This window comes from Sinorhizobium sp. FG01 (genome assembly GCF_002531875.1).
GTDB lineage: Bacteria > Pseudomonadota > Alphaproteobacteria > Rhizobiales > Rhizobiaceae > Sinorhizobium > Sinorhizobium fredii_C.
On record NZ_NWTB01000010.1, the window covers coordinates 133,939 to 146,491 of the forward strand.

Annotated in this window: 11 protein-coding genes and 1 pseudogene; 5 read left to right on the top strand and 7 right to left on the bottom strand. The window is 63.4% G+C overall.

The genetic code is table 11. The features are described 5' to 3' along the window. The first annotated feature begins 171 nt into the window (after positions 1-171). A pseudogene (gene ligD / locus CO656_RS18230) lies at positions 172-1,915 on the top strand (non-homologous end-joining DNA ligase). Here ligD and ybgC read toward each other — a convergent pair. Then, a complete protein-coding gene (gene ybgC / locus CO656_RS18235; protein WP_037420028.1) occupies positions 1,912-2,376 on the bottom strand; it encodes a tol-pal system-associated acyl-CoA thioesterase in 465 nt (154 codons plus the stop codon). The pseudogene ligD and the gene ybgC sit on opposite strands and share 4 nt — an antisense overlap. A gap of 126 nt (positions 2,377-2,502) precedes the next feature. Here ybgC and CO656_RS18240 point away from each other — a divergent pair, with 126 nt between their 5' ends. The 3 genes from CO656_RS18240 to CO656_RS18250 are packed head-to-tail and all read left to right on the top strand — an operon-like array spanning position 2,503 to position 5,485. Next, entirely contained in the window at positions 2,503-3,723 is a 1,221-nt protein-coding gene (locus CO656_RS18240) for an NAD-dependent epimerase/dehydratase family protein (protein WP_037420031.1), read from the top strand. Further along, complete coding sequence (locus tag CO656_RS18245) at positions 3,720-4,598, top strand: glycosyltransferase (protein ID WP_037420034.1); 879 nt, start codon at positions 3,720-3,722, stop codon at positions 4,596-4,598. Before CO656_RS18240 ends, CO656_RS18245 begins: the two co-directional genes overlap by 4 nt. After that, complete coding sequence (locus CO656_RS18250; protein WP_097526645.1) at positions 4,595-5,485, top strand: NAD(P)-dependent oxidoreductase; 891 nt, start codon at positions 4,595-4,597, stop codon at positions 5,483-5,485. Before CO656_RS18245 ends, CO656_RS18250 begins: the two co-directional genes overlap by 4 nt. Positions 5,486-5,801: 316 nt before the next feature. Here the strand turns inward: CO656_RS18250 and CO656_RS18255 are convergent, their stop codons facing one another. The 5 genes from CO656_RS18255 to ruvC form a co-directional block, all read right to left on the bottom strand. Then, positions 5,802-6,701 (bottom strand): metallophosphoesterase, encoded by a 900-nt coding sequence (locus CO656_RS18255; protein ID WP_097526646.1) that lies wholly within the window; start codon positions 6,699-6,701, stop codon positions 5,802-5,804. Between the two features lie 181 nt (positions 6,702-6,882). Next, positions 6,883-7,785, bottom strand: coding sequence for a metallophosphoesterase (locus CO656_RS18260; protein ID WP_097526647.1), 903 nt, complete (start codon positions 7,783-7,785; stop codon positions 6,883-6,885). 1 nt (position 7,786) lies between these two features. Next, positions 7,787-8,827 (bottom strand): Holliday junction branch migration DNA helicase RuvB, encoded by a 1,041-nt coding sequence (gene ruvB / locus CO656_RS18265; RefSeq protein ID WP_097526648.1) that lies wholly within the window; start codon positions 8,825-8,827, stop codon positions 7,787-7,789. Between the two features lie 147 nt (positions 8,828-8,974). Beyond that, positions 8,975-9,592, bottom strand: a complete 618-nt coding sequence (gene ruvA / locus CO656_RS18270; protein WP_097526649.1) for a Holliday junction branch migration protein RuvA — start codon at positions 9,590-9,592, stop codon at positions 8,975-8,977. Between the two features lie 250 nt (positions 9,593-9,842). After that, on the bottom strand, positions 9,843-10,355 hold the full coding sequence (gene ruvC / locus CO656_RS18275) for a crossover junction endodeoxyribonuclease RuvC (protein ID WP_037420052.1): 513 nt from the start codon (positions 10,353-10,355) through the stop codon (positions 9,843-9,845). Between the two features lie 169 nt (positions 10,356-10,524). Here ruvC and CO656_RS18280 point away from each other — a divergent pair, with 169 nt between their 5' ends. Beyond that, on the top strand, positions 10,525-11,526 hold the full coding sequence (locus CO656_RS18280; RefSeq protein WP_097526650.1) for an LLM class flavin-dependent oxidoreductase: 1,002 nt from the start codon (positions 10,525-10,527) through the stop codon (positions 11,524-11,526). Positions 11,527-11,768: 242 nt separating this feature from the next. Here the strand turns inward: CO656_RS18280 and CO656_RS18285 are convergent, their stop codons facing one another. Beyond that, the gene (locus tag CO656_RS18285; protein ID WP_037420167.1) at positions 11,769-12,515 is read right to left on the bottom strand and encodes a YebC/PmpR family DNA-binding transcriptional regulator; all 747 of its coding nucleotides are present in this window, start codon (positions 12,513-12,515) and stop codon (positions 11,769-11,771) included. Positions 12,516-12,553 lie beyond the last annotated feature (38 nt).

Genomic DNA, 12,553 nt, shown 5'->3' on the forward strand with positions numbered 1-12,553 from the left:
GTCAATTTTGGTCAAAGGATGACGTGCACTGCACAAATCCTGATACACAGATAAAGACACTATTATCGTTAAGGGAGTGTTACCGAAGCGATGCTTGCCGGCGGCACGGCAAGGAACTTCGCCGGCTCTTGCACGTTTCGGAGCCGAACCGGAATCGGTTTGGGATCACCCATGGCCGCTCGAAACGAACCGCTCTCCGAATACAACCGGCGCCGCGACTTCACCAAGACACGCGAGCCCAAGGGCAAGGTCGCGCGGACCAGCGGTGACCGGAAGCGCTTCCTGGTCCAGAAGCACGACGCCACACGCCTGCACTACGACTTTCGCCTCGAATGGGAGGGCGTGCTGAAGAGCTGGGCGGTCACGCGCGGCCCCAGTCTCAACCCGGGAGACAAGCGCCTTGCCGTGCGCACCGAGGATCACCCCCTCGCCTATGGAGACTTCGAGGGCACGATACCGGAAGGAGAATATGGCGGCGGCACGGTGATGCTCTGGGACACAGGCTGGTGGGAGCCGGAAGACGACCCGACGAAGGCTCTGAGGAGGGGCAAGCTTTCCTTCAAATTGCACGGCAGCCGGATGAAAGGTGGCTGGGCGCTCGTGCGCATGCGGAAGCGCGACGGCGACAAGCGGGAAAACTGGCTGCTCGTCAAGGAAACCGACGAGATCGCCTCTGAGGACGGCGAGAGCCTGATCCAGGAGAATCTTACTAGCGTGGTCACCGGCCGCACAATGGACGAGATCGCTCGAGGCAAGGGCGAGAAACGGGCGCGCGTCTGGCATTCCAACAGGAGCACCGCCGCCAACCTAAAGGCAGGCGCGATCGCCGATAAGGACGAAGCTCTCAAGCGCTGAAGCCGGCTGGTGGCGGAGGTGGATTCGCCGCATTTGTTCGATGGATTCTGCGAGGGACACGGAGGTCGAGGCCATGAAACTGGAAGCAGTGAAACCGACAGACGCCGCGCCGAAAACGGGGAAGGGCAAACCCGCTGCCACGAAGAGCAAGGCGTCGTCCAGCAATGGCGACGCCGACGTCCTCGGCGTCCGGATCTCGCACCCCGAGCGCATCCTCTTCGAAGGCCAGGGCATCACCAAGATCGACCTTGCCCGCTACTATGCCGTGGTCGCGGAGCGGATGCTGCCCTTCGCAGCCGATCATCCCCTTTCGCTGGTGCGCTGCCCGCAGGGCGGTGAGCGGCACTGCTTCTACCAGAAGCACGCCAGCGACGGTTTCCCGGAGGCGATCCGCGAGGTGCCGATCGAAGAATCGTCCGGCGACACCGAGAACTACATGTATGTCCACGACGCCAAGGGCCTTGTCGCGGCCGTGCAGATGGGCACGCTCGAGTTTCACATCTGGGGGGCGACGATCGGCCGCCTGGAAAAACCCGATCGCCTGGTCTTCGACCTCGACCCCGATCCGAGCGTCGACTTCGCCACGGTAAAGGCGGCCGCCGCCACGCTGCGCGACGAACTTGCCGGTATCGGCCTCCAGACCGTCGCCATGGTGACCGGCGGCAAGGGCGTCCATGTCATCGTGCCGCTTCGACCGCAAGCAGAATGGGAAGAGGCAAAAGCCTTCGCCAAGCGGGTTGCGCAATCTTTCGCCGAGCGCGACCCGGAGCATTTCGTCGCCACCATGTCGAAGGCGAAGCGCAAGGGTCGGATCTTCATCGACTGGCTGAGGAATGACCGCGGCTCGACCGCGATCGCCCCCTATTCCACGCGTGCCCGCGCCGGTGGGCCCGTCGCTACGCCGGTCGGCTGGGACGAGCTCGAGAGGCTTGACGCCGCCAACGGCTTTCACATTGCCGACATCCTGGGGCGCATCGAGACGGGCACCGATCCCTGGCCGGAGATCGCCAAGACAAAGCAGTCGCTGACGAAGAAGGTACTGGAATCGGCGGTCGGCTAGCCTGGTTGCGCGGGCGCTCTCTGCGCCGCCAGGAACTTCGTCGCCAGCGCCTCCGGCAGGCGCCGCGGTTTGCCCTGTCCATTGATAACGGCGATGATCACCTTGGCGGCGATCAGCAGCACGCCGGCGCGACGGATCTCCTGCTGCAGCACCATCTTGGCGCCGCCGGCTTTCTCGGTGGTGGTCTCGATCGTCAGGATGTCGTCCATCCGGGCCGGCGATTTGAAGTCGATTTCCATGCGGTGAACGACGAAAACGAGGCCTTCCGCATCCCCCTCGATGGCGAGTGAGGCCTGTTCCACGCCCAGCAACCGCAGATAATCCGTTCGCGCCCGCTCCATGAAATGCAGGTAGCGGGCGTGGTAGACGACGCCGGAGAAATCGGTGTCCTCGTAATAGACCCGCTGGATCAAACTGTGGCCGGTCTCGGTCAGCTCGCCGGCAAGCGAAATCAGTGACATGGCATTCTCCGGGAGGATTTTCGCTTTTCCTGTGCAGGAACAAAAAGACATTTGCAAGCATTGCAGCTTTGTCACAATCCTATCCTATCAGGTCACCGTGTCCCTTCCCGATCAGGAGAATCGTGCATGAAGATGGCAATCCTCGGCGGCGACGGTTTTGTCGGCTGGCCCACCGCATTGCATTTGTCCGATGCGGGCCACGACATCCACATTCTCGACAACCTCTCCCGCCGCTGGATCGACACGGAGCTCGGGGTGCAATCCCTGACCCCGATGGATTCCATCCAGGAGCGCACCCGCATCTGGCACGCGGAGACCGGCCGTCGCATCCATTTCAACCTGATCGACCTCGCCCGCGACTACGAGCTCCTGAAGAACTGGCTTTCCGAACATCGCCCCGACGCGATCGTGCATTTCGCCGAGCAGCGCGCCGCGCCCTATTCGATGAAGAGCGACCGCCACAAGAACTACACCGTCAACAACAACGTCAACGCAACCCATAACCTCCTGAACGCGCTGGTCGAACTCGACCTCGACGCCCATCTCGTCCATCTCGGCACCATGGGCGTCTACGGCTATTCGACGATCGGCGCGGCGATCCCCGAAGGTTACCTGCCGGTCGGGATCGAGACCATGGGCGGCGAGACGGTCAGCCAGGAGATCCTCTACCCGTCCAATCCGGGATCGATCTACCACATGACCAAGTGCCTCGATCAGTTGCTCTTCCAGTTCTATGCGAAGAATGACGGCCTCAGGATCACCGACCTGCACCAGGGCATCGTCTGGGGCACCCATACCGAGCAGACGCGCCGTCATCCGCAGCTCATCAACCGCTTCGATTATGACGGCGACTACGGGACGGTGCTCAATCGCTTCCTGATCCAGGCGGCGATCGGCTACCCGCTGACGGTTCACGGCACCGGGGGCCAGACCCGTGCCTTCATCCACATTCAGGACTCGGTGCGCTGCATCGAGCTTGCGCTCAACAGCCCGCCCGCGCGCGGCAGCCGGGTGGAAATCTTCAACCAGATGACCGAAACGCACCGCGTCCGCGATCTCGCCGAGATGATCGCCAGGATGACCGGCTCGGAGATCGCCTGGCTGCCCAATCCGCGCAAGGAAGCGGCCGAAAATGATCTCGTCGTGCACAACGAGAAGTTCCTGGCGCTCGGGCTCGATCCGATCCGCCTCCAGGACGGGCTGCTTTCCGAGATCGTCGACGTGGCGAAGAAATTCGCCTACCGCGTCGACCGTTCGCGCGTGCCGGCCGTCTCCGCCTGGACGAAGGACATCGCCCCCTTGATCAACCATGATCCCGAAGGCAAACGGCTGAAATCCGTCTCATGAACCCTGCGACGCCCCATCCGGAGGGAGGCCTCCCCTGTTCCCCGGCCGCCGCCCAGGATGCTTTCGTGACGCTGGTCACCAATGCCGATTATGCGCTCGGCGCGCGGGCCCTGTTGCGGTCGATCCGCCTGACGCGGACGCCGGCGGATATCGTCGTGCTCTACACGGGCGGCGTGGAGCCCGTCGCCCTCGAACCGTTGACGGAATTCGACTGTCGCCTGATCGAAACGGAGCTGCTGCCGCTCTCGGACGAATTCAACGCCCGGCATCAGCGCCGCAACGTCCACGAGCTTGCGCCCTTCACCAAGGGACGCAAGCCCGACTTCCACTCGCCGCTCGACAATTTCTGCAAGCTTCGCCTCTGGCAGCTGGTCGAATATCAGCGCTGCGTCTTCATCGATGCCGACGCGCTCGTGCTGCGCAATATCGACAAGCTCTTCCTCTATCCGGAGTTTTCCGCCGCGCCGAACGTCTATGAGAGCCTCGCCGATTTTTATCGGCTGAATTCAGGCGTTTTCGTCGCAAAGCCGTCGCTCGAGACCTTCGAAAACATGCTGGCGGCACTCGACGCGCCGGGTGCCTTCTGGCCGCGCACCGACCAGACCTTCCTGCAGAGCTTCTTTCCCGACTGGCACGGCCTGCCGGTGACGATGAACATGCTGCAATATGTCTGGTTCAACCTGCCGGAACTGTGGGACTGGCGATCGATCGGCGTACTGCACTACCAGTACGAGAAGCCTTGGGAGAAGGACCATCCGCGTGCGGACGTGCTGCGGCCGCTGATCGACCTCTGGCATGCCTACCTGACGGGCGAGAATGTTCCTCACCTAGCCACTCTGCCGAGCCCGCCGCAAACCGGCTCCACGCTGCCATGACCCGCGTCCTCGTCTCCGGCGGCACCGGCTTCGTCGGCCGCTTCATCGTCGAGCACCTGATAGCGAGCGGATATGAAGTGGTCGTCGGCGGCCGCACGCCACCCGCAAGCGCCCTGTTTTCGAAGCCTGTCGCCTTCGTCCCGCTCGCGCTCGCCCCGGATATCGACCAGGGCGGCGCCTTCCGCCACATCGACCATTTCGTCCATGCCGCCTTCCAGCATGTCGCCGGTCGCTATCGTGGCGGTGAAGGCAATGATCCCGAGGGTTTTCGCCGCAGCAATCTCGATGGCTCCGTCCGACTGTTTCAGACGGCTCGCAATGAGGGGGTGAAGCGTTGCGTCTTCCTGTCGAGCCGGGCCGTCTATGGCGAGCAGCCGCCGGGAGCAGACCTCTTTGAAGATACGCCCTGCAATTCCGATAGCCTCTATGGCGCGCTCAAGCTGGAAGCCGAAAACGAACTCGACGCACTGGGCACAGCCGCATTCAAGACTGTGAGCCTGCGTGTGACCGGCGTCTACGGCGTACCCGACGAGGGCGCTGCTCACAAATGGCAGCCGCTTTTCGATGACTATCTCTCGGGCCGCGTCATCGCGCCACGTGCCGGCACGGAAGTGCATGGTGAGGATGTGGCCGCTGCCGTGCGCCTTGCCCTCCAAACACCACTGGATCGCCTGCAGGGCGGCGTGTTGAACGTCTCCGATGTCCTCATCGACAATCGTGGCATCCTGGCAATGGTTCAGAATATCATCGGGTGTCCTCACCCCCTTCCGGACCCGGCCGCGCTGGCGGCATTCAATAGCATGAATACCGAAAAGATCCGGGCCCTTGGCTGGCAGCCGGGCGGACGGGAGCGATTGCAGGCAACGGTCAGAAGTCTGCTCGCCTGACGCTGGAAACGCCAGGGTAGGAGCCACACGATGCCTGACGCGCGGCATCTGCAAGCGGTCGTTCACCCCCGGCATCGTCCTCATCTATCAGTCCCTCGTCAATACCGGCACCGAAGAGGCGCAGCGGAAACAGCCGCTTCCCACGATACTGGAGACGCTGCGCTCACTCGCAACCGTAACCGGGCCGGGGATGGCAGCCCGACACCTTCCTGATGGCGCTACAGCGCCGCGCGTCTTTTCAGACGCGCAAAGGTCGCTGTAACCCTTTGAATCTACGAGCTTTTCGAAAATCTAGTCCGGTTTTGGGGCCGATGCCCTAGCCTATGTCGATGGCAACGACCTCCGGCGGCGATCCGATCCGCACCGGCAAATTCGAAAGACCTAATCCGCCTGAGACGATCATATGGCGATCGTCCTCGATGATATGCCCATAAGCGTAGCGGTTGCCGTATCGCGACGGAACGAGCGGCGCATAACCCAAAAACCTCACCTGCCCGCCATGGGTATGGCCGGCGAGCGTCAGCGATACGCACCGGGGCACGTCGACGAAGATATCGGGTTCGTGCGCCATCAGAATGATCGGATCGCCACCGTCAATGCCCGCCAGAGTGCCGGGCAGGTCATCGAGCCCGTCGATCATACCGGCACCGTCCGACGCCGGATAGGAGGGCTCGAGCTGATCCGACAGACCGGCAAGCCAGAAGGGATGCCCATCCTTTTCGAGGCGTAGCGCGCGATTGTCGTAGACGGGGATACCGACGCCGGCGAGCGCCGTGTGCGCCAGGGTCGGACCGTGCCCGGCTAGGCTGGCCACCGGATCGTTGAGCCAGTCGTGATTGCCTACGATCGCGTGGACCCCGAGCGGCGCCTTCAGTCGCGCCAATGCCTCGGCCCAACGGGCTGGTTCGACGAAACCGGTCAGACGCAGACTGCTCATGTAATCGCCGAGTAGGAGGATGATATCGCCACCAAGCGCACTGGCTTGATCGCAGATGCTGGCAATCCGGCGTACCGGCATCCACGGTTCGCAGGCATGGATGTCCGCCAGAACGACGATCCTGAGCTTTAGCCCTGTCGGCCAGTTGGCAGGCTTCACGGCATAGGACGTGACAAGCGGCCGCTGCAACGGTTCGATGCCGATGGCATAGGCGGTCGTCCCAAATCCCGCCATCACCAGTCCGCCCAGGAGCTTGAGGAATCCACGCCGCGCAAGCATGCACTTTTCCCTCCTCCAGATGGACTTCAAACGTCCGGCCGCCTTCATGGAGGCGGCCCAGGCAAAGGAAAGTTCGCCCATCGTCGCCGGCCGGCTCTATCCTTGCTGAATCATAGCGAGCACGCGGCGCCACCGAAATACACCATTCGGCCGCGCGCCTAAGCCATGCGGTCGGGCCCCCTCAGCCCAGGTCGGCGACGACGATCTCCGGCGGTACGCCGAAACGAACAGGCGCGATCGAGCAACCAAGTCCGCCCGAAACGATCAGATTGCGCTCCTCCTCGACGATATGGCCATAGGCGTAGCGATCGCCGAAGCGGGAAGGCACGACCGGGGAGTGGCCGATGAACCGCACCTGCCCGCCATGGGTATGTCCCGAAAGGGTCAAAGAAACCCGCGGCGGTACCGTCGGGAAGATGTCGGGCTCATGCGCAAGCAGGATGACTGGCGCCTCGTCAGTCACCTGCGCCAGCGTCCCGCCGAGATCGTCGAGCCCGCCCATTGTGCTGCGCTTCCATTTCTTGCCCGGCAGAAGCGCAAGCTGGTCCTCGAGCCCGGCGATCCAGAAGCCGAAACCATCTTTCTCCAGCCGGAGGGCGCGGTTGCTGTAGACCGGGATGCCGACCTCGGCCAGGGCGCGATGTCCGAAGGTCTCGCCCCCTCCGGTCTTCTGGGCGGTCCGGTCCTCCCACCAGTCATGATTGCCCATGACCGCGTGGACGCCGAGCGGCGCTTCGAGCATCGACAGCGCCTTCGACCACTCGCTGGAATGGACGTAGCGCGTCACCCAATTCATGCCGGAGGCATAATCGCCGAGCAGAACGGTGACGTCGCCGTCGAGTTCATTGGCACGCTTGCAGATGGAAGCAATCCGCCGCGCCGACATCCACGGCTCGCAGGCATGCAGGTCGGCAAGCGCGACGACGCGCAGCTTGAGACCCGGCGTCCAGCCGGGCGGCGTCAAGGCATAATGCGCGATCCTCAGACGCGCCATCGGCTCGACGGCAAAGGCATAGCCGCCGAGCGCCATGGCACTTGCGACCCCACCGCGGAGAACCTGCAGCAAGCCGCGGCGGGTGATCATCTCAGTCCTCCTCGAGCGTCAGCCGGAACTGCGCCGCCTCGACGTCCTTCGGCGGGTTCAATCCCAGATGTTTCCAGGCATTCGCCGTCAGCACGCGGCCGCGCGGCGTACGCTGGATGAAACCCTGCTGGATCAGATAGGGTTCGATGATATCCTCGATCGCATCACGCGGCTCCGATAGGCCGGCCGCGATCGTATCGATGCCGACGGGGCCGCCGCCGAAATTATGGGCGATCATCGTCAGGTAACGGCGATCGAGCTGATCAAGTCCCATATTGTCGACCAGCAACCGCGTCAGCGCCTCGTCGGCAAGCTCCCGCGTCACGGCCTCGACCCGCGCCACCTCGGCGAAGTCGCGCACCCGGCGCAGCAGCCGGCCGGCGATGCGCGGCGTGCCGCGCGCCCGGCGGGCGATTTCGCGCGCGCCCTCATCGGTCATGCCGAGGCCCATCAGCCGCGCGCCGCGACGGACGATCAGTTCCAGTTCCTCGACCGTGTAGAAATTGAGCCGCACCGGGATGCCGAAGCGGTCGCGCAACGGCGTTGTCAAGAGACCGAGGCGCGTCGTCGCCGCCACCAGCGTGAACTTGGCAAGATCGATCTTCACCGAGCGCGCCGCCGGCCCTTCGCCGATGATCAGGTCGAGCTGGAAATCCTCCATGGCCGGATAGAGGATTTCCTCGACCGCCGGGTTCAACCGGTGGATTTCGTCGATGAACAGCACGTCGCGCTCTTCGAGATTGGTGAGCAGCGCCGCGAGATCGCCGGCCTTGGCGATGACCGGGCCGGAGGTCGAGCGGAAATTGACGCCGAGTTCCTTCGCCATGATCTGCGCGAGCGTCGTCTTGCCGAGACCGGGCGGGCCGACGAAGAGAACGTGATCGAGCGCCTCGCCGCGGTTGCGGGCCGCCTCGATGAAGATCTTCAGATTGGCGCGCGCTTCCGCCTGGCCGGTAAACTCGTCGAGCGACTGCGGGCGCAGCGTCGCATCGAGGTCCTCGCCCCGCTTTTCCGGCGCAATCAGGCGTGCGGCTTCAGTCATCTCAAACTTCCGTTGCGGGATGGATCGCGCGGCCGCTCGATTTCGCCCCCGCGTGTCCCAACCTTAGTGCGCGGGCGGCAGTCAATCCAGTGCGATCGCGCACACCCTCACTCCTATTCCATTGTGGCTGCAGAAAGGCTTCCCGCCTCAGCGCGCCAGCTCCTTCAATCCCAGGCGGATCAGCTTGGCGCTGTCACCCCCCTCGCCGCCATTCTTCAAGGCCGCGGCGACCGCGTTCGCCGCCTGGTCGCGTGAATAGCCGAGATTGGTGAGCGCCGACACCGCATCGGCGACGGGAGCAGAGGCAACTCCCTCGCTCAGTTCCTGCCTGAGGCCGATCGTCGGGGCCATGTCGCCGGCAAAGGCCGGAGCCTTGTTCTTCAGCTCGGTGACGATGCGCACCGCCACCTTCGGTCCGACGCCTGGCGCGCGCGCCACCGACGTTTTGTCCTGCAGCGCGATGGCGTTGGCGAGTTCGCCGGGTGTCAGCGTCGAAAGCAGCGCCAGCGCCACCTTCGAGCCCACTCCCTGGACGGTCTGCAGCAGGCGGAACCATTCGCGCTCGAGGACCGACAGAAAGCCGAAAAGCTTCAACTGGTCTTCGCGCACATAGGTCTCGATGAAAAGCACCGCAGCCTCACCGGCCGAGCCGAGCCTGGCGAGCGTGCGGGCCGAACAATAGGCCACATATCCGACCCCCTGAACGTCGAGGACGACATAGTCCTCGCCGATTTCGTCGATGGTGCCTTTGAGCTTGCCTATCATCTGGCTTCCGTCTTTCTGGGTCCCTGTACGTCCCTTTGAGGCTTGCGTTCCGCGCACCCCCTCTGGCCTGCCGGCCATCTTCCCCACAAGGGGGGAGAAAAGGAGTGGCACGATCCGTGCCTCCACGGCAGCGTTCCACTTGCTGAAACCTTTCGGTAGGAACCAGTGACCAGCGGCACATATTCTCCCCCCTTGTGGGGGAGATGGCCGGCAGGCCAGAGGGGGATGGGCTTAGCCGCCATTGCCTGCCCTACCCCGCAAGCGCCGCAAGGCGGTTCGTGATCGCCTGCCTGTTGTGCGCATGGCAGATGGCGATGGCAAGCGCGTCGGCGGCGTCGTTGCCCTTGAACTCGGCCTTGGGCATCAGCACCTTCAACATCATATGGATCTGCTGCTTCTCCCCATGGCCGACGCCGATTACTGCCTTCTTCACCGCATTCGGTGCATATTCGGCGACCCGGAGGCCGGCGCGCGCCGGAACCAGCATGGCGATGCCGCGCGCCTGGCCGAGCTTCAGCGTCGCCGTCGCGTCCTTGTTGACGAAGGTCTGTTCCACCGCCGCCTCGTGCGGCTGGTAGCCATGCACCACCTCGGCAAGCCCGTCGTGCAACTGGCAGAGGCGCGAGGCAAGGTCCATCTCGCCGTCGGAGGTCACCGTGCCGGAAGCGACGAAACGCAGCGAATTGCCGAGCGTCTCGATAATGCCCCAGCCTGTGCGTCTCAGGCCCGGATCGATGCCGATGATGCGAATCGTCGTCTGCATGGCTCACCCTATGTCGGTCAACGGGACGCTGCCAGAAAAAAGTGAACAAAACAAAAACATTACACAGAAACGACATCCGCCGAAGGAAAAACGCAGGCGGGGCCTTGGCGCAAAGAAACTTGAACCTACATTGCGATCGATCAATTTCTCTTAATTGAAAGCGTTTGCCATGCTGCCCTTTTCCGTTCTCGACCTGTCGCCGATTACCGAAGGCGGCAGCGTCGCCCAGTCGCTGGAAAACTCGCGCCGGCTGGCGATCGCAGCGGAGGAGAATGGCTACAGGCGCTTCTGGCTGGCCGAGCATCACGGCATGAAGGGAATTGCCAGCGCCGCCACTTCGATCGTCATCTCGCATGTGGCTTCGGCGACGCAGAGCATCCGCGTCGGCTCCGGCGGCATCATGCTCCCCAACCATTCGCCGCTCGTCATTGCCGAGCAATTCGGCACGCTTGCCGCCCTTTATCCCGGCCGTATCGATCTCGGCCTCGGCCGTGCGCCCGGCACCGACATGCGGACGGCGCAGGCGCTCCGGCGCAATATGGAAGCAAGCTCGAACAATTTCCCGAATGATGTCGTGGAGCTTCAGGCGCTGCTCGGGCCCGTCAGCGAAGATCAGAAAATCATCGCCGTGCCGGGGGCCGATTCGAACGTGCCGATCTGGCTGCTCGGCTCGAGCCACTTCAGCGCCCATCTCGCCGGCATGCTCGGCCTTCCCTTCGCCTTCGCATCGCACTTCGCACCGGATATGCTGCTCTCCGCGCTCGAGATCTATCGCGAGCGCTTCACGCCGTCGCCGCAGCTCGACAAGCCGCAGGTGATGGTCGGCGTCATGGGCGTTGCGGCCGACACGGACGAGGAGGCCAACTATCTTTTCACCTCGATGCAGCAATCCTTCGTGGCGCTTCGCCGCAATGCGCGTGGTCGCTTCCCGCCGCCCGTCCGGTCGATGGAGGGGCTGTGGACTCCGGACGAAAAAATCTTCGTCGACCATGCGATGAGCTATGCGGTCGTCGGCGGTCCCGAAACCATCCGCCGCAAGATCGCGTCCTTCGTCGATCTCACCAGGGCCGACGAGCTGATCGTCTCCATGCCGATCTTCGACATGGAGAAGCGGCTGCACTCGCTGAAGCTATTCGCACAGGCGCAAGCGGATTTGGCGCGGGCTGCTTGACCGCAAAGGGTGCCACCCCCTCTACCCTGCCGGGCATCTCCCCCAAGGGGGGAGATCGGCCAGAAGCAAAGCGCTGCCTGGCACTGAGTTTGCGAATGTCAAAGAGACCAGTTTTCACGGTTCGCGTGACGAGCAATTGATTGAGCGGAACATCGCCGCTTGCCGATCTCTCCCCTTGCGGGGGAGATGCCCGGCAGGGCAGAGGGGGGTATTACGCCCGCTTGCCCAGCGCCGAACAGACCTCAGGCGGAAAGCTTCGCCAGCACTTCCTCGGACACCTCGAAGTTCGAATAGACGTTCTGGACGTCGTCATCGTCCTCGAGGTTGTCGATGAGCTTCATCAGCGACTGTGCCTTTTCCTCGTCGACCGGCACTGTGTTCTGCGCCTTCCAGATCGCCTTGACGGTCTCGGCTTCGCCGAGCACGCCTTCGAGCGCCTTCGAAACGTCGCCGATATCTTCGAAACCGCAGATGATCGTGTGGCCTTCCTCGTCCGTCGCCACGTCGTCGGCGCCCGATTCGATCGCCGCTTCCATCACCTTGTCGGCGTCGCCGGCCGAAAGCGGGTAGGTGATTTCGCCGACGCGGTCGAAGGAGAAGGACACCGAACCGGTTTCACCGAGTGCGCCGCCGGCCTTGGTGAAGATCGAGCGGACATTGGAGGCGGTGCGGTTGCGGTTGTCGGTCAATGCCTCGACGATGACGGCGACGCCGCCCGGGCCATAGCCCTCGTAGCGGACTTCTTCGTAGTTCTCCGCGTCGCCGCCGGCAGCCTTCTTGATGGCGCGCTCGATATTGTCCTTCGGCATCGACTGCGCCTTGGCGTTCTGGATGGCGAGCCGGAGGCGCGGGTTCATGCCCGGGTCGGGCAGGCCGGTCTTCGCGGCAACGGTGATTTCGCGCGCGAGCTTGGAAAACATTTTCGAGCGCACCGCATCCTGACGGCCCTTGCGGTGCATGATGTTCTTGAACTGTGAATGGCCAGCCATGACGCCCTCTGCATGCATGAATTTGTTGGGATCGGGCG

Excerpts from the sequence above, each read along its gene's own strand:
- ybgC (WP_037420028.1), bottom strand. The coding sequence starts at position 2,376 with ATGTCACTGATTTCGCTTGCCGGCGAGCTGACCGAGACCGGCCACAGT.
- CO656_RS18240 (WP_037420031.1), top strand. The coding sequence starts at position 2,503 with ATGAAGATGGCAATCCTCGGCGGCGACGGTTTTGTCGGCTGGCCCACC.
- CO656_RS18245 (WP_037420034.1), top strand. The coding sequence starts at position 3,720 with ATGAACCCTGCGACGCCCCATCCGGAGGGAGGCCTCCCCTGTTCCCCG.
- CO656_RS18250 (WP_097526645.1), top strand. The coding sequence starts at position 4,595 with ATGACCCGCGTCCTCGTCTCCGGCGGCACCGGCTTCGTCGGCCGCTTC.
- CO656_RS18255 (WP_097526646.1), bottom strand. The coding sequence starts at position 6,701 with ATGCTTGCGCGGCGTGGATTCCTCAAGCTCCTGGGCGGACTGGTGATG.
- CO656_RS18260 (WP_097526647.1), bottom strand. The coding sequence starts at position 7,785 with ATGATCACCCGCCGCGGCTTGCTGCAGGTTCTCCGCGGTGGGGTCGCA.
- ruvB (WP_097526648.1), bottom strand. The coding sequence starts at position 8,827 with ATGACTGAAGCCGCACGCCTGATTGCGCCGGAAAAGCGGGGCGAGGAC.
- ruvA (WP_097526649.1), bottom strand. The coding sequence starts at position 9,592 with ATGATAGGCAAGCTCAAAGGCACCATCGACGAAATCGGCGAGGACTAT.
- ruvC (WP_037420052.1), bottom strand. The coding sequence starts at position 10,355 with ATGCAGACGACGATTCGCATCATCGGCATCGATCCGGGCCTGAGACGC.
- CO656_RS18280 (WP_097526650.1), top strand. The coding sequence starts at position 10,525 with ATGCTGCCCTTTTCCGTTCTCGACCTGTCGCCGATTACCGAAGGCGGC.
- CO656_RS18285 (WP_037420167.1), bottom strand. The coding sequence starts at position 12,515 with ATGGCTGGCCATTCACAGTTCAAGAACATCATGCACCGCAAGGGCCGT.